Here is a 21,108-nt window from a genome sequence, read left to right as displayed (position 1 = left end):
TCGCTAGAAAATCGGCTTTATATAGTATTAATCTCTTACTCTGTTTAAACCTCTTGTGTTTCTAAACGCGGTGCACGTACACCCATTCTTTCCAGTCTTGGAAGCACCTCTTGGGCAAAATATTCTAATTCACCTGCATAATCAACAAAAGCAATGGTCATTCCAGAGAATCCAGCCTCATAGAAACGGCGGATTTCATTAGCCACATCATCCGGAGTACCAATAAGCGGAATACTTCCATGCCCTGATGCAAAGCGAGATCTGAAAGTCTGCAGCATTTCTTCGGAAAATGATTTAGCATGCAGTTTTTGAAGATTCATTAAGTTATCAACTGCACCCCAATCGGCATTTTCCACAGCATAATAATGAAGAAAATCGGTTGCTTCTTCTTTAGTCGGCCTGCATACGACATGACTCGTAGTAAAGATGCCTACATTTCGATTAAACTTTTCTTTCGCATTCGTCTTCAATGTTTTAACTATTTTAGCCCCATCTTCCGAACCCATAACACTTGTCAAAACAAAGTTAGAATTCCTTGTGGCAAAATCCCTTCCCTGACCTGATGAACCAGCATTCAAAATTGGGATTGTACCTCGATATGGTTTAGGGTCTCCTTCGACATGCTCTAAGTTGAAATACTTCCCATTATAGTCAAAACGTTCTTCTGAACTCCAAATCTTTTGGATGACGTCCCACCATTCTTGGGCAAGGGCATACCTTTCATTATGATCAGCAGGTAGATCAATACCAAAAACCTCATATTCCGGCTGGTTCCATCCCGCAACAATATTAAGTCCTGCACGTCCATGTCCAATTTGATCGGCGGTAGCCATTTGTTTCGCAACAACCACTGGATGTGTATAGGACGTATTCACTGTCGAAAATATTTGAATCCGTTTTGTAAGAGCAAGAAGGCCGCTAGCCCATGCAATGGGTTCTAATACACTTCCGTGAAAATTTGTTTCTCCCCCGTACCCAATCCAACGAGTGATGGGTAGTAAAAAATCAATTCCCACCTCGTCAGCCAATGTAGCTAAGCGAACATTGTCATCCCAGGAAGCAGACCATCTTTCAGGAATTTTAGTGGCTGCAAATCCCCCAGAGCAATTTGCAGAGAAGATTCCTAATTGAAAGTCCCTTTCAGATAAGATTTTATCTACATTCATCTATTAACATCCTCACTTCCTAAACTATGAAGACAAGTGATAGCGGTCACACTATTATTCGAAATAACTAGTGTTATAGTTTGTCAATTATTATTTGTAAAGGCCCGGCTGTGGAAGTTGGAATCCAGCTGTAATAGTCTTGGACTGGCTATATGCATCTAATGCCTCTTTATTATGCTCTCTCCCGACTCCGCTATTTTTGTAGCCGCCAAACGGTGCACCTGTCTGGAAGTTAAAGTATTGATTGATCCAAACACTTCCTGCTTCAAGCTTGTTGGCAGTGTCTAATGCTCTTTCAAGGTCTTTCGTCATGATTCCGGCGGCAAGGCCATATTCTACATCGTTTGCCATTTTAATCACTTCATCGACATCCTTCCAGCGTGTTACCGTAACCGCTGGCCCAAAGATCTCTTCTTGTGCGATTCTCATTTTGTGATCTGCTTCAATAATCGTTGGCTCAATGAAATAGCCATGCTCATAACCAGGAACAGTCACACGATTTCCACCATAAAGAATTTTTGCCCCTTCATTTTTAGCAATTTCAAAATAGTCTAAGACTCGTTTCCCCTGTTTTTCATTGATAAGGGATGCTAAACGTGTCGAACGATCTGTCGGAGGACCAATTTTAATTTCTTTTGCTCTTTCAATTAATTTTTCAATAAATTCATCATAAATGTCATCATGAATGAAAAGCCTAGAACCTAGAACGCAGCTTTCTCCATTAAAGAAGGTATACCCTAGAGTCGCATTTTCTACTGCAGGATCAATATCTACATCAGGGAAGACGATGTGTGCCGACTTGCCTCCGAGCTCAAGTGTAACTGGAACGATTTTATCACCTGCTGCTCTACCAACTAAACGGCCTACACCAACACTACCCGTGAAGGTAAGTTTATCGGTATCTGGATGATCGATCAGAGCTTGACCCGCTTCTCCCCCAATACCAGGAACTACATTCACAACACCTTTCGGAAGGATATCTGCTAACAGTTTGGCAAATTCCATCACCGACAAACAGGCATCTTCCGCAGGCTTTAATACCACAGTGTTACCAGCAGCCAAAGCCGGAGCCACTTTTGCCGCTGTCATAATCATAGGCACGTTCCACGGAATTATTTGCCCACAGACTCCAAGTGGTTCTTTCTTTGTGAGTAAGTATCCATTTTGAACGGGACGGGAAGCGCCTTCATAATAAGTGATAATGGCGGCTGCGAAATAACGGAATTGCGAAATGACAAGTTGATAATCCAAATCGAATTCATGGAGCGCCCTGCCTGTATCCATACATTCAATCAATTTTAAACGATCTTGATTTTCCTCGATTACATCAGCAATTTTGCTAAGCAGTGCTGACCGGTGCTCAATCGTTGTGTTCGCCCAGCTTGGAAATGCGGCTCTTGCCGCTTTTACAGCGCGATCAATATCCTCTTTGCCACCGCGGCCAATTTGAGCAAGAACTTCTCCAGTCGCCGCGTTCACAGCATCAATATACCCATTAGCAGGTTCTACGATTTCTCCATTAATAAATGGACCATACTTTTCATCAAATTTGATTTCACTTGGTTTAATTTGAATCGTTGTTTCCATACCTACATCTCCTCCAAATTAATATCATTTTTTTCCATCTGCCATACCTTAGCTTCGTGTCTTTTTTCACCAAGATTGTCTATCATTATTAAGTTTAAATACATTATAAACATTCGTAAAATTTCAAATATGCTAACAAATTAACATATTTTTCGTTTTCCTTTCGAAACCCTAGGAAAAAAAGAGGGCATTGCCTCCTATTAACTGTTTACATTAGTATTTAGTGATCCAAGATGATCCTCTTTTGTATTTGTTACCGAATTGCTTGAAAGATTTTTTAGAAAAGCAGTTCCTATGGAGCCAATAATTGCGGCTACTGCTACATATACTCCAATAGAGTACAAAGTGCCTGTGGAATGGATAAGATAAGCACAAACCATCGGGGCTATGCCTCCAGCAAATACAGAAGCCACTTGTGTGCCTAATGCAGCTCCACTATAACGCAGCCGTGCTGGGAAGGCCTGGGCTACCAATGCTGGTTGTGCACCTGCTTGGACATTGTGTGTAAAGACAAAGATAATAGTAGCTATAGCAATGATGATGGGGGCCTTTGTATTAATGAACGCAATGTAAGGAAATACCCAAATGAGATTTGCAATAATACCTGTCATATACAAGCGCTTAATTCCTACTTTATCAGAAAGATATCCGAAAAACGGGATAGTGAAACACATTAAAAAGCTTGTAAAGGTGTTTAAATTAACCATATAGCTTGGACTAATAGAAAAACTGCCTGTAACATAAGAAATCATAAAAATAGAGAATACTGAATTAGGAATATGCTCAGAGAACTTTGCCATTCCCACAAATAAAATTTGTTTTGGGTAATGCTTTAGTACTTCAAGAATTGGTGTTTTAGCCACTTGGTTACCCTCGGTGACACGTTGAAATGAGGGTGTTTCTGTAATCCTTTTTCGAATAATTACTCCGGCTATTAAAAGAATAAAACTAATTAAAAATGGAATTCTCCATCCCCAAACATAAAAACTATCTCCGGTTAAAGATATGCATAATCCCACTGCACCGGAAGATAATAACATTCCTGCACCTACTCCCGCATTTGGAATACTTGCAGAAAACCCTTTTTTCTTTCGGTTACCCCATTCCATCGACAATAAAATCGCTCCAGCCCATTCCCCTCCTACACCAATCCCCTGAAGTATTCGTAGAGTAATCAACATAATTGGAGCCCAAATAGCTACGGTATTATAAGTAGGTAATAATCCTATTAAAGTACTGCTTATACCAATTATCCATAATGTAATGACTAAAGCATTTTTTCTCCCAATACGATCACCAAAATGGCCAAAAATGGCTGCCCCTAAAGGACGTGCAAGGAATCCAGTTGCTAGAGTAGCAAAGGATAATATTGTCGCCATATACGGATCAGTGGTTGGAAAAAATAGCTTTGGAAAAATTAATGCAGAGGCAGTAGCGTACAAAAAAAAGTCATACCATTCAATAATCGTTCCAACTGTAGATCCTAGTAGAGCCTTTCTAGACATTTCCTTTTGAAGCTTTCCACTATTATCCTGTAACGTTTCGTAAGACAAATTCCTTACACCTCCGTGTTCATATTTTAAAATAAACTTGGTATCCGTTGACAACGATTCAAAATTTCCTGAATATTTATCCCACCCTATATATAGGTCATTATAATAAATCGAGGGGACGACAATATGCTAACCTATTAACATATTGGACTTTTCCTTTATAAACCAAGCGATAAGTGCGATGCAGATATTCTAATTCGAGTTTCGACCCTTATAGACGGGGCTATTCAATTAAAAACCCCGTCTATTTTCTTAATAAAAAGAGTTCTAATAAACAAAATTCCTTTTTAATATTAGGCGTTTACATTAGAACCCATTGGTTCCAATATATTCTCTTTTTCAATAGTTGAAGATTCAGTACCTGAATAATTTTTCAGTAAAATAGTACCTACAAAGCCAATAACTAAAGAAAGTACTATATAAACCGCAACAGAGTATAGGGTTCCAGTTGTATGAATAAGATAAGCACAAACCATCGGAGCTATCCCTCCTGAAAATACCGCTCCTAATTGGTAACCTAATGAAACTCCGCTATAACGCAATCGCGCCGGAAAAGCTTGAGCTACTAATGCTGGTTGAGAACCCGCTTGGATATCGTGTAAAAAGAATATAATGATAGTAGCAAGTAAAATTAATATTGGTTTCCCTGTATTAATTAACCCTATATAAGGAAATGCCCAAATCAAGGCTGCAATAATACCCACAATATACATTCGTTTAATTCCAACCTTATCAGAAAGATAACCAAATAAAGAAATAGTAAACATCGATTGCATGCTTCCGATAGCTATTACATTAACCATATAGCCTGAACCAATATGAAAATTATTAGTCACATAGGTAATCATAAAAGTAGCAAAAATCGCATTAGGAACATGTTGAGAAAACTTCACCATTCCTACATATAAAACCTGCTTCGGATACAGTTTGAAAACTTCTAGAATTGGTGCTTTTGCGATTTGATCTCCATCGGTTACACGTTTAAATTCGGGCGTTTCCGAAATTTTTGTGCGGATCATAACTCCGACTATTAAAAGAAGCAAACTACATATAAATGGAATTCTCCATCCCCAAACATAAAAGGTATCTCCCGTTAAGCTAATGCATAAACCCACAGTAGCTGATGATAATAACATACCTGCTCCTACACCAGCATTTGGTACACTAGCTGCAAACCCTTTTTTCTTACGGTCTCCCCATTCCATTGAAAGTAAAATTGATCCAGCCCATTCACCCCCTACACCAATTCCCTGAAGTATTCGCAGTATAATCAACATTATGGGAGCCCAAATTCCAACCGTACTGAAAGAAGGTAACAATCCCATAACAGTACTACTTATCCCCATGAGCCATAACGTATAAATTAATGCTTTTTTTCTCCCTATACGATCACCAAAATGCCCGAATATAGCAGCCCCTATAGGACGTGCGAGGAATCCAGTTGCTAAAGTAGCAAAGGATAACATTGTGGCTATAAATGGATCGGAATTAGGGAAAAATAGCTTTGGAAAAACAACAGCGGAGGCAGTGGCGTACAAAAAAAAGTCATAAAATTCGATGATGGTGCCGAAAGTTGATCCTACAAGAGCCCTTCTAGCCATTTTCTTTCGTGATATTCCATTTTCTACATATAAGGTTTCATTCGTCAAATTCATTACACCTCCAAGTGTTTTGCCAAAAAAGTATTTTTCACCTTTTTTAAACTTTACGAACCATTTATCTACATGCTTTATTAAACGCTTTCATTTTACAATCAGTCATTCGGAATGGTAATGGTACTTTCTTTAGGTGCTGTGATATACCCTAAATGATGTAATAAACCAATAAATTTTTGAAGAGTTTCAGTTTGATATTGGTCTAAATTTCTTCCATCAAAATCGTAAAAGCCTTTTTTTACTTTTAATCCGATATTTCCGCTTTTCATACTCTCTTCAACAATTTCTGGCGGTGCAAAACGATCGGACTTTAATGATTTTTTTAAATAATGGCTAGCGTAGAAAAGAGTATCTGCCCCTCCCCAATCAATAAACTCCAAAAGCCCTAAAACTGCGAACCGTAGTCCAAATCCAACACGGGAAGCTTTATCAATATCTTCAATAGTGGCTACACCTTCTTCAACGAGCCGGGATGCTTCATTCATCGCAAGAGTTTGAATTCTTGGAACGATAAATCCAGGGGTAGGAGCACACTTAACGGGCACTTTTCCAACGCTTTCAAGTAGTTGAAACATTTTTTCAAATGAATAATCGCTTGTATCATTACCTGGGCTTACTTCAACAAGCGGAATCAAATATGCTGGATTGAGCCAATGCGTATTCAAAAATCTCTCCTTATGGGTAACAAAACCCGCTAGTTCATTTACGGAAAAGGTAGAAGTCGTCGAAGCAATCAGTGTGTCTTCCTGCAAAGATGAACAAATTCGAAAATAAACATCTTTTTTTACTGTTAATATTTCGGGAACGGCTTCAAAGATTATTTCTGCTTCACGCCATATGTCAGATTGTTCATCAATATGACAAACATTTATTCTATCTATAATGGGATTAATCATTTCGTTTGGGAAAACGTGTGCTAAAGCTAGAATCTCTAATTGGCTCTTTATTTCAGCTAAGGCCGTTGACTTTAATCGTTGAAATTCCTCATTATTTCGTTTTTTTATATCAATTAGTTTTACCTGATGGCCATGGTATGCAAATGTCAAAGCAATACCTCTTCCCATTCGACCCGCACCGGCTATAACAATTGATTTTTCAGATGACTTCATAATGACAGAACCCTTTCTTCAATAGTTCTTTTAACTCTTCCTTTGTATTGGAAGCAAGCCCGAGATTCTCCATCGTTCTTCCTGTTTGACGCAAGTCTTCTCCGACTACGGCGGAACCAATGGAAAGCAACCCTTTTGCAGTAGGCACGGGAACACCTAACCATTCTCCGATTGAAACAAGAAAGGCCAGCCCGCAAGCAACATCCTCTCTCATGTAGCGGTGTGTTTTTAACACTATCGGTTCATACCAATCCCCGCCATCCACAAGCTTTTCATGAGCCTCATTAGCATACATCCATTCTTCTCCCTCAAAATTATAATGATGATCGAGAGGAAAATGGGGTTCGCAATATTCTAACGCTTCACGGATTTTTATCCTTTCTGCATCCAGTGCTTTATGAACATTTCTAATAGAAGCTTGTGTTCCTTCATTGTGGATATCCCATTTTTCAAAATGTTCAATCGGACCAGCGTTCATTAATATCAGCGGAGGATGAATAATTGGACCTGCATTCATTAATGCTCCGTCCAGAGCATCTTGAATAGGTTCAATTGATGGAAATGCTTCTCTTAATACCGAAAACACCTGCTCGGATTGTTCACTTGGAAAAACACCAGTTGGCAGCCGCGTAGCCCGAGCAGAAATTGAAACGGTTTTTTCGTCGCATTTTCTTGCTAAATAAGGTAATGTTCCCGTTTCTGCAAAAGCTACTTTAGCTTTACAGCCTTCTTCCGCGATTTCTTTCGACATTAAATAGCTGCCAAACGTTCCAGGGGGTAAAAATATCACTTGACTATCTTCAAGAACATGCGCTAATTGTTTAGCTAACGACCGCTGGGAAAATGCGGGTAAAGGAATAACAATTAATTTTGCCCCTTGAACCACTTCCCTTAAATCAGTACTTGCTAACTTTAATAAAACCGTTCTTGTACCTTTATTGCCCTTCACATTGATTGATTGTTTTTCAATTACCTCTTGAAAGGCCTTTTTGTTTCTTCTCCACATCCTAACTTGATGTCCCTGTTCTGCTAAATCTGCCGCAGCTGCATAGGCTCCATTACCTCCGCCAATTACCGCAATTTCCATTTAAACTCCCCCTGGATTCTTATTGAAAATAGTTCAATCCGCTCATCTAACCTCGTTCAGTACTTTGATCATATAATTCTTTCAAATACTTTTTATCAGTTTGTCCCTTTAACAACGAAGTCACATAAATAGTTCTACTTGGGAAAAACAATATCTTGTCCTCTACCAGTTTATTTTTTAAACTAATAGGCTTAAAATGATTATTTCCTCTTCAAGTGACAGACATCGTTTAAGGTAATGAAACGTTGGTAATACTCTTTCTATTTAATTTCTTCATCTTTTTACAGAAGAATAAATTACTATTTTTCCAAAAGGAAAAACGGTCGGCCGATTGATGCTTCTAAGCGGATATAACGATCTAAACCAGCTTCTCGAATGGAATGGGTCATATTTGTAACGGTTTGCAAGTCTGGGATGTTATAAAGAAAACAGGCGTGCCAATGATTCGGACCGGCATGTCCTGCGGTAAATATATCCCGGTCAAACGTTCCTAGTAATTCGGATCCATTCTCTTTCCACTCTTCAAGGATCTTATTAAGCTGTGGTAATATTTCCTTTTCTTTTTGCTCTTTGGATGTGTCGAACCATCCCGTTGATTCAAATGTAATAAAAACCCGAAGTGGTGATGGAATTTGTGGTGCTCCATGTTTAATTTCTTTCATATTGTTTATTCCCCTTTCTTTATTAACGCATTAATAATCCGCCATTAATATCGTAGGTTGCCCCCGTAATATATCCAGAATCCTCTGAAACGAGAAAAGCAGTCAATTTTGCGACTTCTTCTGACAACCCGAATCGTTGAACAGGAATACCTTTTTTCATATTTTCTAACTTTGATAGATCCGCTTTATATAACTCAGGCGTTTCAATGGCAGCAGGTGCAATGGCATTCACTGTGATACCTTTATCTGCTACTGAACGTGCAAATACCTTAGTAAGTGCTATTTGGCCAGCCTTTGATGCACAATAATGGGCACCGGATGTCAGAGGACCGTTTTGACCGGCTAAGGAAGATATATTGATAATACGTCCCTTTCCTTGCTGCTTCATAATCTCCAAGACAGACTGTGAGAAGAAGAAGGTTCCGCCAAGATTTACCGATATAATTTGGTTCCATTCCTCCTCTGTTATTTCCTCAATAACTGTTTCCCTTCTAACACCTGCGTTATTGACTAAAATATCAACTCTTCCCCATGCTTCGATCACAGTATTAATACAGCTTTTAATATCACCAATTCTAGAAACGTCAGCTTGGATAAACAACGAATGGTCATTTCCTTGTTTCTCCCTTATAGAATCAAGCAAATTTTGATCCACATCTACAAAGGCTACTCTTTTACCTGTAGATAAAAGCTCATTAGCGATAGCCAGCCCCAGCCCTTGACCTGCACCTGTGACAATAGCGGTTTGATTGGTAATGATGGTAATACACCTCTCTAACTTTGAAACTATTTTATTTTTTCGCTAGTTTTCATTAAAGCCTTATCTTTTAAATAATAACTTTCAAATTCATCATTATGTTCACCCAATAATGGTGGCCTTGAAGATATTTCCCATGGTGTATTATTAAAAATATAAGGAGCTCCTGGATAGATAAATGATTGATTTAGTTCCGAATGTTCAACTTCAACGAAGGCCTTACGATCTTCACTCAAATGTGGATCTTGAAGCATTTCTTCAGGTGCCCGGACCGGAGCCCATGGTAAATTAATACTTTGTGCATAATGGAAGATATATTCTGACTCATGTTCTAAGCAGAATTTCTCTAATACATCGCATACATTGTCCATATTGGTTGCACGGAAATAATCGTCAACATACCTTTCATCAGTTAATTCTCCTTCCATCCCTTTGGAAGCAAGCCAATTGACCAATTCCCTCCAGCGCTTTTCATCGAGATAAGTATTTAAGCAAAGGATATAGCGGTCATCTTTACATTTAAAAATCCATCTGCTTGATTTATTTGGTAAAGCATGGCGGACTGTATGTCTTTTTACATGAGTTTTCTGATATTCCCAATATGGAAGGGAATATTCAGTTGACCCTGCTACACATTCATGAACGGCAATATCTATATGTTGTCCCTTTCTTTGTCCCATTTCCCTGTAAAATAATGCGCTTACAATTCCAATTGCCGCAAAATATCCTGCTATGTTCGCTGCCTGACCCCCTGTCGGAGCAATTGGCGGTGCATCTTCTACATCATCATAACCATTAACGGCCATTACTCCACCGATTGCTAACTGAGTAAGATCAGACATTTTATACTGACTCCACGGCCCCGTTTGACCGAACGGTGTAATCGAGCACATAATTAATTCCGGATAATCACTTGATAACGTATCATAATCAAGGCTCCATTCTTTTAAAATACCAGGAGTAAAATCTTCTAGCACCACGTCAAATTGAGCTAATAATCCAGTAAACTTTTCTCTATCTGATTCCATACCTAATTCAAGGGTTATTGATTTTTTTGACGTGTTGTAATGCCAAAAATATAGGCTGTTGTTAACATCTGGTTCATCCCTATAAAAAGGACCAATATGCCTAGCTTCCACTCCATTTGGGGATTCCACCTTGACAACTTCGGCTCCCATGTCTGCCAGCATTTTTCCTGCAAACTGGGTTAATTGATCCCCAACTTCCAGCACTCTTATTCCTTCCAATGCTTTTTGCATAAAACATCATCCTCCTTACCATAATGGCCGGACAACTTTAAATTCATCCTTCGGCATATCGTTTGGCCATAAAACACCTTGTTCATCCAAAACTTTTATCTCTTCCTTGCTATAACCAAGCACTTCACTTAATACATAGTCATTGTCTTCTCCCATTAGAGGTGCAGTTTTATGCAAATAGGGCTGTGTTTCTGACATTTTAATTGGAAGTCCGATAAGATTTCGTTCACCAAGTAATGGATGTTTAAGTCTTTCGAATAGGCCTCGCACCTTTAATTGAGGGTCATTTTCCATTAAGTCTTCATTCATTTGGACAGCCCCGCATGAAATACCATGGTTCTGAAGCAGCTCCATTACCTCGAATTTATTTCTTTCCATCGTATAAGCCTCAATATTCCGATCAAGTTCGTCCTGATGGCTTACCCGGCCCTCAAAAGTATCGTATTTTTCCTCCATCGACCATTCTGGATTTCCGATTGCATGTTTAAAGGTGCTCCATTCTTTGTCCGAAAATATGGCTATCGTACACCAGTCATTGTCTCCGCCGCCAGCGCAGCGGTAACTGTTATGCGGACAGCCAACTTTACCACGATAATTATTTTCGCGATGGTCTTTGGATGTGACCGAGCGATTACCAGGCGGGAACCCGGGTCTTTTTGATGATCTTTTATTCACAGTAAAATCTAATAAATTTGCCCCAGCCAATGGTAAACCTGTCTCCACTTGTGAAATATCAATATATTGACCTTTTCCTGTTCTTTTTTTATGAAAAAGAGCAGTCATAACACTAAATGCCCCTGTATAGCCTGCTATAACATCCATAATGGAGTAGCCCCAGCCTGCAGGATGAGTTTTCGGCATCCCCGAAATAAACGTCATTCCGTTTAACCCCGCAGCTGTCGGACCCCATGTTCCGTAAATTTTATGCCGGCCGGTGTGTCCCAAACCGGATATACTCATATAAATAATTCCTGGTGAGATTTCTTCCAGCGTTTTATAATCCAGACCCCATTTTTTGAAAACACCTGCGCTAAAATTCTCTAAAACAACATCTGACTTTTTTAATAATTCGTGGATAATTTCCATACCTCGTTCTGATTTAACATTAACCGTAAAGCTTTTCTTCCCTGCATTTAAATTATTAAAGAAGGCCCCATTATTTAGTCCCGGCTCATCATCTTTAGCGTACATTGAGAATCTCATCGCATCTGGGGTTTTGGGCCATTCCACTTTAATCACTTCTGCACCAAATGCGGCTAAAATTCTTGCCGTAGTAGAGCCTGAAACACTCCAGGTAAAATCTAATACACGAATTCCTTTTAGAGCTTCTGCTTGGTTAGTCATGTAAATTTAACTCCTTTCTGAAGGCTTCCAATTTACCAAAGTGATATCGTCATTCACCTTTTCAAACGATACTTCCATTTCCATCCCACAATGAACAACGGAAGGATCTACCCCAACTGCATTGCCTAACATTCTAACGCCGCCTTCTAACTCCACAACGACCATTGCAAATGGGACTTGGGTTTGAAAGTATGGAGAAAATCCTCTGTAAACGACGTTATAGGTATATATCTCCCCTTTTCCCTCAATTGGGACCCAGATAAGTTCAGCTCCAGGAGAATAAGGGGAAAGAAATCTTGGTGGCCAAACTTTCTTTTTTGTTACGGTACATTCTTGAACAACTAATTTTCCGTTCCGAGTTGCTTCCCAAAACGGAGAAAATAAATCCCAATCTCTATCACTTTCACGAGTGGGTAATGGCCGATACAAATCCTCTGTTGCTTCCATATGAAAAACTTCCTTTCCTGAATTTATCCATAGATTAATTGTGTAAAATGGCAATGGAACCATCACTAAGATCTCCGTAACCGGTAACGAGCCCAATTTTTGCATCCTTAACCTGTGCCTTGCCTGCTTCCCCTCTTAATTGATGTACAGCTTCGACGATATGGTTTATTCCACAAATGTGTGCTTGTGAAAGCAGCCCGCCATGTGTATTAATTGGCATTTGCCCGCTAAGACTGATCCGGCCGCCTTTTACAAATTCAGGCGCTTCCCCGCGTCCACAAAAGCCCATTTCTTCAAGCTGTCTTAGCACCATAAAAGTAAAACAATCGTATACTTCTGCGAAATCAATATCATCATGCCTTACACCTGCCATATCGAATGCACGTGGCGCAGCATGAGTAATTCCCATATCAAATATGTCAGGCCTAGTCACTATATCATCCGGGTAGGTAGGATGTCCTTCCGCGATGCCTCCAATATAGATGGGCTTTTTAAAACGATGCGCATTTTTTTGCGAAGTGACAATGACCGCTCCAGCTCCATCCGTTTCTAGCGAACAGTCAAAAAGACGAAATGGATGTACAAGCAGTGGAGAGTTTTGGTAGTCCTTTTCTGTCATCGGACGCCCTTTCATATAGGCTTTGTCGTTTAATTGTGCATGTTCCCTGCAAGTCATAGCGACAATCTGCATCCCCGTTGGATCGGGATTAAATTCGTGATACCATCTATTCGCATGAAGCGAATAATAGTGCAATGGTACACTCACGCCATAAGGGTATTCCAAGTTATCACGATATTCAATGTTTGGCATAAATTCATTGTTTAAATCTAATACACTGGTATCACCTGCCCCAATCCTTGGACCTGAATAGCCCCTTTGACCGGTGGATACAAGAACAAACTCGGCAACCCCTAAAGCAACAGCCATCGCAGCACTTTGAATAGCTGCAATATAACTGGCCCCTCCCATTTCAAAACGACCGCTATATTTTAGTTCCTTCATCCCTAACCCATGAACAAACTCTTCGTGCCGAATATTAAACTTCCAAGGAGATATAACTCCGTCAATTTCTGAGGAATCAATCCCCGCATCCTTACAAGCATTTAAGGAAGCCTCAATACAAAGCTGTGCTAACGATTTATCAGTTCCTCTTACAAATTCTGTTTCCCCCACACCAATAATGCATGCCCTATCACTTAGTGAGCGTTCCAATTTTTTCCCTCCTATTATTTGCCCTCTGTGTATTTTGGGATAATTTAGACTTTTCTAAATTCAACTTGTGATATCACTTTACCATCCCTATTTTTCCGATTCTACAGCACAATAGGTTGGTAATTTGAAATACTTTTGTACTATTTGCATAGTTTTTATACTTAATCTTCTGATAATTCTGGTATTATAGTAGAAAATACGTTCCAAGGAGGTTCATTATGGCTGTTAAAGCTAAAAGCATAACCTTAAAGGATTTAATGGATGTTAGTACGAAAGAGGGGAACTTTCTTCAATCTAAAAAACTGTTTATTTCCAGTGCTGATGCTTGGGGAGCTTTGCTCAAAGATTTAATTACAGCTTTAGGAATCGACCGTGCAAAGCGCTTTTTATTTCGTTATGGTTATCAATGTGGGAAGCACGAAGCCTTGATGCTGCGGGATATGTTTGAATGGGAAAATAAAAAAGAATGGATATTAGCCGGTGTGACCATGCATAATCTTTCTGGAAGATCATCATCTCGCCCTTCAAAAAATATAATAAATACAGAAACGGGAGAATTTGATGTACAAGGATATTGGTATAATTCTTATGAAGCAAATCAATATCTCCAGCACTTTCCAATTCATAATGAGTCTATCTGCAACTTCTTACAAGGTTATGCGAGTGGGTATTGTGGTACTTCTTTAGGCAAAAAAGTTTTTTTTAAAGAAGTAGAATGTATTGGTAAGGGGGATGCTCATTGCCGGTATGTGGGGAAAACCCTTGAATTGTGGGGAGATGATATTCCTTGGAATGTGGTTGACTATGCACAGGAGGATATCGGGAATGAATTAGACCTAGCTTACAAAAGAATTGAGAACCAAAGTAAAATTCTTGAGCGAATCAATACTTTAAATAACCAACTTACACAAATCGTTCTCCAAGGAAAAGGGCTTAATGAAATAGCTCAGATATTAGGAAAAAGTCTAGCATGCGGTGTAGTCATTTCCAATCAATATTTCGAACCCTTAGCTGAATATGGACAAATACGCAATTATTCTTTAAAAGAAATGATAAATAATATCTCCAAACTGCATTTACTTGACCGAAAAAAGATGGATAGAATGCTAAATGACAGAGCAACTATAACCCTTAACTCTATAGAAAATTTAGGATTTCCATCCTATTTGATGATTACTCCAATTGTTGCCCAAAAAAATAAATTCGGCTATATCTCCATTATTTCTGACTCTCACGAATTTAAGGCCCATGAATCACCGTTTATTGAAAGAACTGCCAATATTTGTGCACTTCAAATACTTAATGAAAAAACAGTTACCGAAACCAAGCACCGAATGAAAGAAGAATTGCTTAATGAAATATTACTTCAACCAAACCAAGATTCAACTGTTGCGAAACGATTATCATATTTGGGTTATAATCTTAATGAACCCCATTATGTCTTTATTTTTCGCTTGCAAAGTCCTTGTAAAGATGAATCATTTGCCCTTCAAAAAGAACAAATTGGAAATATTCTTAGAACACACTCCTCTCATACAGAACAAAAGATGTTAGTGTCTAACCAATTTGGACAGGTTTATGCCCTTATTCCTGAGGAACTTATTAAATTCCGTGGCATAGGTGTGTCAAAATATGGACAAACAATTTTAAAAGCAGTCAAACAGAAGATTCCCAATTCACAGATTGCTATTGGAATCAGCAACTTATGCAGTGGCATTGTTAGCTTTCATCAGGGTTTTAAACAAGCTGAAAAAGCACTAGATATCGCTCGAATAAATGATCAAAAAGAACAGGTTGTTTTATTTTCAAATTTGGGTTATCTTTCAATTTTATTGGACGCTAGAAAACCAGAAGAATTAGAAGCATATGCAGAAGGAATATTAGGCCCTATTCTAGAATATGATATCCGAAAATCCACTGAACTATTAAAAACCTTATATTTTTATATAAATAATGAATGTAATCTTCATAAGACTGCACGTCAAATGAGTTTATCAATCGGTGGGATGCGCTATCGCCTTTCCAGCATTACCGAACGGTTTAACATTGATATGACGAATTCTAGTACACGCCGTGAAGTTCAATTAGCATTGGATATTTACCTTTCAATTGGTAAATTAACGAGCATTTGATCACTTTTTTAAAAACCCCCAAGGAAAGGGGTTTTTTTACATTTAATTTATAAAGGAAATGTTAACTAATTAACGTAGAAATAGGAGGAAGTTCAATAAAATTAAAATCAGTAATTGTCTAATTTTTCAAATTACTAAAGGCGTATTAAAAATTTGAGTGCAGGCAATTTTACTAGATTATACAAATAAAGGGAGGAATTAAGCTGTGGGGATTCAAGAACCAGGTCACAATTTAAAAACAAAAATGGACGACCATGCATTGGAACAAGTTCCAGAAAATGAGAGGAAATCTTGGGTTCAACTATCAAATAATGCGATGGGTATTTGCTCCACCTTGCTTATTATGCTATTTGGTGCATTGACAACTTTTACTGCTGGTCTAGGCTATGGACTTCTCGCTGGTATTATTTGCCTTATTATTGGAACTACTTTCGGAACGTTGCTAGGCAATATTGCGCGAAAAGAAGGTTTATCCAGCACTGTTCTTACTCGGAAGTATGGTTTTGGAGTGAAAGGTTCTGTAGTTTCGTCATTAGTGTTTTGTTTTATGATACTAGGAATGCTGGCTTTGGAAAATGCCTTATTATATCATGGTGTTCTATTCTTCTTTGGCCTTGAACCATCAATCTTCAATGCAATCCTTATTTATGGTCTCTTTACAGTATGCTGGGTATTGCTATCTCTTTTCGGCATAAAACTTGTTTACCGTATAGCTTCGGTAGCCATAATTGGTTTTTTAGGTGTTTTAGTATATATAATCATTGATGCTACAGTGCTTAACGGTAACTCAGTAGGCGAAATCCTTTCATTTGGTTCCCAATTCAGCTCTTCAACAGGAGTATTTGAATTTATTGGCGCTGTCAATATTTTGATAGGTGCTACAGGAGCCATGACATTGGTGAACGCCGATACCAGCCGCTATGCCCGAACCAAAAAAGATGTATTAATGATTAATATATTCGGAAATTTGATGCAAAATATTGTGATGCTGCTTGCAGGAGGTATCGTTGCCTATGTAGGGATTGAACACGTCATCCAATACTATGTGGCCAATAACGGCATGACAGCAGATCAAGCTCGGGCAATTGCCTTTAATGATATGGCATCCTTCTTTATCATACTCGGAGGGGTAGTCGGGTTTATATTAATGTTTTTAGCGAATGGAAAAGCGCAGGTACTCAATACGTACAGTGGTTCTTTAGCACTCACCAACCTTTTTTCGGCTATTGGATGGAAGGGTAACCGCGCCATTTTTGTGGTTTTGACTAATTTTGTGGCGCTGATCATGATTTACGGTGACATCCTTGGTCTCGTGGAGAGCTGGCTGGATGCCCTTGGAGTATTAACGACCTGTATGGCAACGATTGTGATCGTTGATTATTATTTCGTAAAAAGGAAAATGTCTTCAGAGTCGAATCTCATTAAAATAGAGTCGGTCAATCTAGCCGGAATCCTTACACTTATTTTATCTTCCAGTACTGCTCTCTATCTCAGTACCGCAAAGATTTTTCCAATACCTTTTGTTGCTTCGACTATTTTAAGTCTGATTATTTATCCTGTATTGAGAATGTACGTATTTAAACAAAAATCAACCTTGGTTCCACATACTGATACCAAACTGCAAGGGTAATCAACCAAACGGTGACTGAAATCCAGGATTTCAGTCATCGTTTTTAAGATTGAAAATGAAATTTTATTAAAAAAGGGGATTCGATTATGAAGCATTCTATCGCAGGAAGTTTCTATAGAATCGCATATGGGGAACATGGAGACCAATTTGGTGACTTGAGAGTACCTGAGGGTATTGGCCCTTTTCCTGTCGCCATTGTTATTCATGGAGGTTTTTGGAGAGAAAAGCTCAAGCTGGATCAAATGGATCAATTTTCTGAAGCCTTAACCGCTCAAGGCATAGCAACCTGGAACATCGAATATCGCCGAGTTGGACAAGAAGGTGGCGGATGGCCAGGAACATTTCTAGATGCATCGCAGGCGACTGATTTTTTACAAACTATTAATGAATCCTATCCAATTGATTTAAACCGTGTTGTAACGATTGGACATTCGGCTGGGGGACATCTTGCCTTATGGCTTGCTGGACGACATCGACTCCCTCAAACAAGTATTTTAAGAAGAAACGATAAGCCTTTGGGCTTAAAAGGAGCTATTAGCTTAGCTGGTGTTTGTGACCTAAAGCTAATGTACGAGGTCCATCAACTAAGGGAATTAGCTTCTGGAAAGAATGAGAATCCAACAAGAGATTTAATTGGCGGCGATCCAAGTGATTTTCAAAGTCGTTATACAGAAGGCTCTCCCATCACCCTCTTACCTACCGGCATACCAATGACACTAATACACGGTTCACTCGACATAAATGTACCTGTTGGTATTACAGAAGAATTTGAAAAAGCGGCTAAGGCAGCAGGTGACGACGTTACAGTTCATTTAATTTCAAGTGCAGAGCATTTTAAAATTGTGAATCCGGGAACAACTGAATGGCAGAAAGTATTAAATGCAACTTTAAAATTACTAAATTAATTTATCACCGCCAAATTTGAAATAGCCGTGATTCATTGCATATTTATCCTTTTTCATCATGACAATACGAATACATCTGAAATGAAAGTGTTTGTAAATGGGAAAAATATAATTGGGTTGATGAAGGGAGATTTATTATGGTTTCAAACTATGTGCGTAACGTTATTGACGGCAGTAAATTTAATCGGTACCATTTGGCTATTCTAGTAATATCTACACTTATCGTTGTATTTGAGGGGTACGATTTAGTGGTATTCGGAAGTGTTGTACCACAAATCATAAGAGAATGGTCTCTTACTCCTGTCGAGGCCGGAATACTTGGTAGCTATGGATTACTAGGAATGCTAATAGGTTCTATTATTTTGGGGTCACTAGCTGATAAATTCGGGAGAGTAAATATTCTTATAGTTTCTGTTGCATTGTTTAGTGTTTTTACATTTTTGATAGGTCTTTCAACTAATACAACACAGTTCGCTTGGTTCCGGCTGATAGCTGGATTAGGTATTGGAGGGGCAATGCCTAATGTGCTAGCACTTGTAAGTGAATATCTACCTAAAGCTAGAAGAACCACTTTGATTGCATTTACAATGACAGGTATGCAAATGGGCGGAATGTTAGCTCCTACCCTGGGAATCTTTCTTATACCTTCTTTTGGATGGCGTCCATTGCTTTGGGTTGCACTGGTACCTTTATTGCTAATTCCTTTAATTTATAAATATGTACCTGATTCTTTAAATCTCTTAGTTACAAAAAGAAAGAAAGATAAGCTTGAAAGCTTATTGGAAAGAATTGTACCTGGTATAGATCGTAAACGTATTATTGCCGAAAAATCTGAAATATTAGTACAACCAAAGGTGTCATTACCAGATTTATTCAAAAATAATTTAGCTCTAAGTACAATAATGCTTTGGATTATCTATTTTATGGGTCTACTAATGATATTTGGATTAAATACATGGCTTCCGTCTTTAATTAAGGAATCCGTTCCTAGTTTGCAAACAGGTCTTGCCTTTTTAATCGTACTTAATGGAAGTGCGATTCTTGGAACAGTCGTTTTCGGATTACTTGCCGATAAAAATGGTGCAAAAAAACAACTCATTATTATTTATGTAGCAGGCGCAATCGCTATATCTTTACTTGGTTTTACAACTAATATCCCGCTTCTTTACCTTTTTAGTGCGATAGCAGGTATCTGTACTACCGGGGCTCAAAATCTATTAAATGCATTTACATCACAATACTATCCTTATCACATGCGTTCAACAGCTCTTGGGTTCGCAAACGGTGTAGGAAGAATTGGTGGAATAGTTGGTCCGACATTGGGAGGAGTTTTATTATCTCTAGCAGTCCCTTCGCAATTTAACTTTATCGCATTTGGTATCCCAGGTGCCATTATTGCAATTGCATTAATATTTGTCTCTACCAAAAAAGAATCAGGAAATACGTCTTGGGTAAAAGGAGCCGGACAATTATCCGAGCAAACTAAGTAAATTAAGTATATTTAATAAAGGGAATCTCACAGCCATTATACCAATCCACAGCTTGGATTCCCTTTCCTTCATTCAAGAAATAACATAGAAAGGAAGATGGAAAATGGTTGATACTCAAATAAGAGTACAAAGGAATGTAGTTTATGGAGAAACGGAGCAGGAAAAATTAACAGCGGATATTTACATGCCCATCAAAGGCGAAAACCTGCCTGTTGTATTACTAATTCACGGTGGTGCCTTTCAATCGGGCTCAAAGGAAATGTATGCAGAATGGGGTCCTTATTTGGCACAGTCTGGGTTTGTAGCAATGGCAGTCAATTATCGCTTAGCTACTTCAAAATATTCCACTTGGCCCAGCGTAATAGATGATATCCATCAAGCAGCTAACTGGTTGGTGGGCAAATGCAGCGAATTTAATATAGATCCTCTAAAAATGGCTGTTATTGGGGATTCTGCTGGTGCCCATATCGGTAGTATTTTCTCCTTCCAATCACAAGCACGTTCTAGCTACAAAATTCAGGCTTGTGTGGGTGTTTATGGAGTATATGATTTAACACATCCTGGCTCTAGCCGAGAGGCACAAATGTTTCAAAAATTTATCGGTAAACCTATTAAAGAAGCCTCAAATGTATATAAAGAAGCCTCTACCTATCACTATATAGAAGATGTGATATCAAGCCCTACTTTTGATACAGACTTTTTCCTGATCTGGGGAGATTCAGATATCGTAGCATCACCTTCTCATTCTGAGAACTTAACTAAACAAATGCAGGAATCAGGTTTGAATGTAAAAACCCTAGTGTATCCAGGTCAGGGCCATTTTTGGTTTAACCTTACACCAGGCTTAGAAGGTGGAGCACTTAAGGATTTCCCAAACAAAGATGTTGCGCCAAAAGTAATACAATTTTTAAAGGATAGCGTAGATTCCTCTGTGATTGGTATTCTTTCAAAACAGCAGATTCAAAAGTTAATAAACCTGCAAAATACAAAGGTAAACGCAAAGTAGTATTTGTTTGAAAATATTTTCAAATGAACCTTCACACACTCAAGGTTAAGTATGTTAACTCCAAAATAATTTTAATATTCTAATACCTTTGGTATAATATTAATTA

The 21,108-nt window shown here is 38.6% G+C and carries 17 protein-coding genes; 5 read left to right on the top strand and 12 right to left on the bottom strand.

All coding sequences use genetic code 11. From position 1 onward, the window contains the following. Positions 1–44: 44 nt before the first annotated feature. The 12 genes from BANVL01_RS23420 to BANVL01_RS23365 form a co-directional block, all read right to left on the bottom strand. Positions 45–1,166, bottom strand: a complete 1,122-nt coding sequence (locus tag BANVL01_RS23420; RefSeq protein ID WP_066092763.1) for an LLM class flavin-dependent oxidoreductase — start codon at positions 1,164–1,166, stop codon at positions 45–47. A 90-nt stretch (positions 1,167–1,256) separates the two neighbouring features. Then, positions 1,257–2,753, bottom strand: a complete 1,497-nt coding sequence (locus BANVL01_RS23415; RefSeq protein ID WP_066092766.1) for an aldehyde dehydrogenase family protein — start codon at positions 2,751–2,753, stop codon at positions 1,257–1,259. 200 nt (positions 2,754–2,953) lie between these two features. Beyond that, positions 2,954–4,306 (bottom strand): MFS transporter, encoded by a 1,353-nt coding sequence (locus BANVL01_RS23410; protein ID WP_235845730.1) that lies wholly within the window; start codon positions 4,304–4,306, stop codon positions 2,954–2,956. Between the two features lie 293 nt (positions 4,307–4,599). Beyond that, positions 4,600–5,955, bottom strand: coding sequence for an MFS transporter (locus tag BANVL01_RS23405; RefSeq protein WP_169803212.1), 1,356 nt, complete (start codon positions 5,953–5,955; stop codon positions 4,600–4,602). A 104-nt stretch (positions 5,956–6,059) separates the two neighbouring features. After that, a complete protein-coding gene (locus tag BANVL01_RS23400) occupies positions 6,060–7,070 on the bottom strand; it encodes a 3-hydroxybutyryl-CoA dehydrogenase (RefSeq protein ID WP_066092772.1) in 1,011 nt (336 codons plus the stop codon). Then, complete coding sequence (locus BANVL01_RS23395) at positions 7,057–8,157, bottom strand: NAD/NADP octopine/nopaline dehydrogenase family protein (protein ID WP_066092776.1); 1,101 nt, start codon at positions 8,155–8,157, stop codon at positions 7,057–7,059. The genes BANVL01_RS23400 and BANVL01_RS23395 overlap by 14 nt, the downstream gene beginning before the upstream one ends. A 299-nt stretch (positions 8,158–8,456) precedes the next feature. Next, a complete protein-coding gene (locus BANVL01_RS23390; RefSeq protein ID WP_066092779.1) occupies positions 8,457–8,819 on the bottom strand; it encodes a hypothetical protein in 363 nt (120 codons plus the stop codon). 22 nt (positions 8,820–8,841) lie between these two features. Next, positions 8,842–9,576 (bottom strand): SDR family NAD(P)-dependent oxidoreductase, encoded by a 735-nt coding sequence (locus tag BANVL01_RS23385; protein WP_268874968.1) that lies wholly within the window; start codon positions 9,574–9,576, stop codon positions 8,842–8,844. Positions 9,577–9,605: 29 nt separating this feature from the next. Continuing rightward, positions 9,606–10,835 carry a CaiB/BaiF CoA transferase family protein gene (locus BANVL01_RS23380; protein ID WP_066092786.1) on the bottom strand — a complete coding sequence of 410 codons (1,230 nt, stop codon included), beginning with the start codon at positions 10,833–10,835 and terminating at the stop codon, positions 9,606–9,608. 15 nt (positions 10,836–10,850) lie between these two features. Continuing rightward, a complete protein-coding gene (locus tag BANVL01_RS23375) occupies positions 10,851–12,179 on the bottom strand; it encodes a CaiB/BaiF CoA transferase family protein (RefSeq protein ID WP_066092789.1) in 1,329 nt (442 codons plus the stop codon). A gap of 6 nt (positions 12,180–12,185) precedes the next feature. Then, positions 12,186–12,626, bottom strand: coding sequence for a Zn-ribbon domain-containing OB-fold protein (locus tag BANVL01_RS23370; protein ID WP_169803211.1), 441 nt, complete (start codon positions 12,624–12,626; stop codon positions 12,186–12,188). A 34-nt stretch (positions 12,627–12,660) separates the two neighbouring features. Then, complete coding sequence (locus BANVL01_RS23365) at positions 12,661–13,839, bottom strand: thiolase C-terminal domain-containing protein (RefSeq protein ID WP_066092791.1); 1,179 nt, start codon at positions 13,837–13,839, stop codon at positions 12,661–12,663. Between the two features lie 218 nt (positions 13,840–14,057). Here BANVL01_RS23365 and BANVL01_RS23360 point away from each other — a divergent pair, with 218 nt between their 5' ends. The 5 genes from BANVL01_RS23360 to BANVL01_RS23340 all read left to right on the top strand — a co-directional run bounded on the left by BANVL01_RS23360 (position 14,058) and on the right by BANVL01_RS23340 (position 21,002). Next, positions 14,058–15,971, top strand: coding sequence for a XylR N-terminal domain-containing protein (locus BANVL01_RS23360; protein ID WP_066092794.1), 1,914 nt, complete (start codon positions 14,058–14,060; stop codon positions 15,969–15,971). Positions 15,972–16,176: 205 nt separating this feature from the next. Beyond that, positions 16,177–17,601 carry a purine-cytosine permease family protein gene (locus tag BANVL01_RS23355; RefSeq protein WP_066148109.1) on the top strand — a complete coding sequence of 475 codons (1,425 nt, stop codon included), beginning with the start codon at positions 16,177–16,179 and terminating at the stop codon, positions 17,599–17,601. A gap of 86 nt (positions 17,602–17,687) precedes the next feature. Then, positions 17,688–18,506, top strand: a complete 819-nt coding sequence (locus tag BANVL01_RS23350; protein WP_066092797.1) for an alpha/beta hydrolase family protein — start codon at positions 17,688–17,690, stop codon at positions 18,504–18,506. Between the two features lie 137 nt (positions 18,507–18,643). Continuing rightward, the gene (locus BANVL01_RS23345) at positions 18,644–19,996 is read left to right on the top strand and encodes an MFS transporter (RefSeq protein WP_066092800.1); all 1,353 of its coding nucleotides are present in this window, start codon (positions 18,644–18,646) and stop codon (positions 19,994–19,996) included. A 103-nt stretch (positions 19,997–20,099) separates the two neighbouring features. Next, positions 20,100–21,002, top strand: a complete 903-nt coding sequence (locus tag BANVL01_RS23340; RefSeq protein ID WP_066092803.1) for an alpha/beta hydrolase — start codon at positions 20,100–20,102, stop codon at positions 21,000–21,002. Positions 21,003–21,108: the final 106 nt, after the last annotated feature.

Origin of the sequence: Neobacillus novalis NBRC 102450, from assembly GCF_001591805.1 — a bacterium.
In the GTDB taxonomy this organism is placed as follows: Bacteria; Bacillota; Bacilli; order Bacillales; family Cytobacillaceae; genus Neobacillus; species Neobacillus novalis.
Note: the sequence above shows the minus strand (reverse complement) of the source record. Positions and strands in the feature narration are given on the sequence as shown.

Excerpts from the sequence above, each read along its gene's own strand:
- BANVL01_RS23420 (WP_066092763.1), bottom strand. The coding sequence starts at position 1,166 with ATGAATGTAGATAAAATCTTATCTGAAAGGGACTTTCAATTAGGAATC.
- BANVL01_RS23375 (WP_066092789.1), bottom strand. The coding sequence starts at position 12,179 with ATGACTAACCAAGCAGAAGCTCTAAAAGGAATTCGTGTATTAGATTTT.
- BANVL01_RS23390 (WP_066092779.1), bottom strand. The coding sequence starts at position 8,819 with ATGAAAGAAATTAAACATGGAGCACCACAAATTCCATCACCACTTCGG.
- BANVL01_RS23395 (WP_066092776.1), bottom strand. The coding sequence starts at position 8,157 with ATGGAAATTGCGGTAATTGGCGGAGGTAATGGAGCCTATGCAGCTGCG.
- BANVL01_RS23350 (WP_066092797.1), top strand. The coding sequence starts at position 17,688 with ATGAAGCATTCTATCGCAGGAAGTTTCTATAGAATCGCATATGGGGAA.
- BANVL01_RS23370 (WP_169803211.1), bottom strand. The coding sequence starts at position 12,626 with ATGGAAGCAACAGAGGATTTGTATCGGCCATTACCCACTCGTGAAAGT.
- BANVL01_RS23345 (WP_066092800.1), top strand. The coding sequence starts at position 18,644 with ATGGTTTCAAACTATGTGCGTAACGTTATTGACGGCAGTAAATTTAAT.
- BANVL01_RS23415 (WP_066092766.1), bottom strand. The coding sequence starts at position 2,753 with ATGGAAACAACGATTCAAATTAAACCAAGTGAAATCAAATTTGATGAA.
- BANVL01_RS23400 (WP_066092772.1), bottom strand. The coding sequence starts at position 7,070 with ATGAAGTCATCTGAAAAATCAATTGTTATAGCCGGTGCGGGTCGAATG.
- BANVL01_RS23340 (WP_066092803.1), top strand. The coding sequence starts at position 20,100 with ATGGTTGATACTCAAATAAGAGTACAAAGGAATGTAGTTTATGGAGAA.
- BANVL01_RS23360 (WP_066092794.1), top strand. The coding sequence starts at position 14,058 with ATGGCTGTTAAAGCTAAAAGCATAACCTTAAAGGATTTAATGGATGTT.
- BANVL01_RS23380 (WP_066092786.1), bottom strand. The coding sequence starts at position 10,835 with ATGCAAAAAGCATTGGAAGGAATAAGAGTGCTGGAAGTTGGGGATCAA.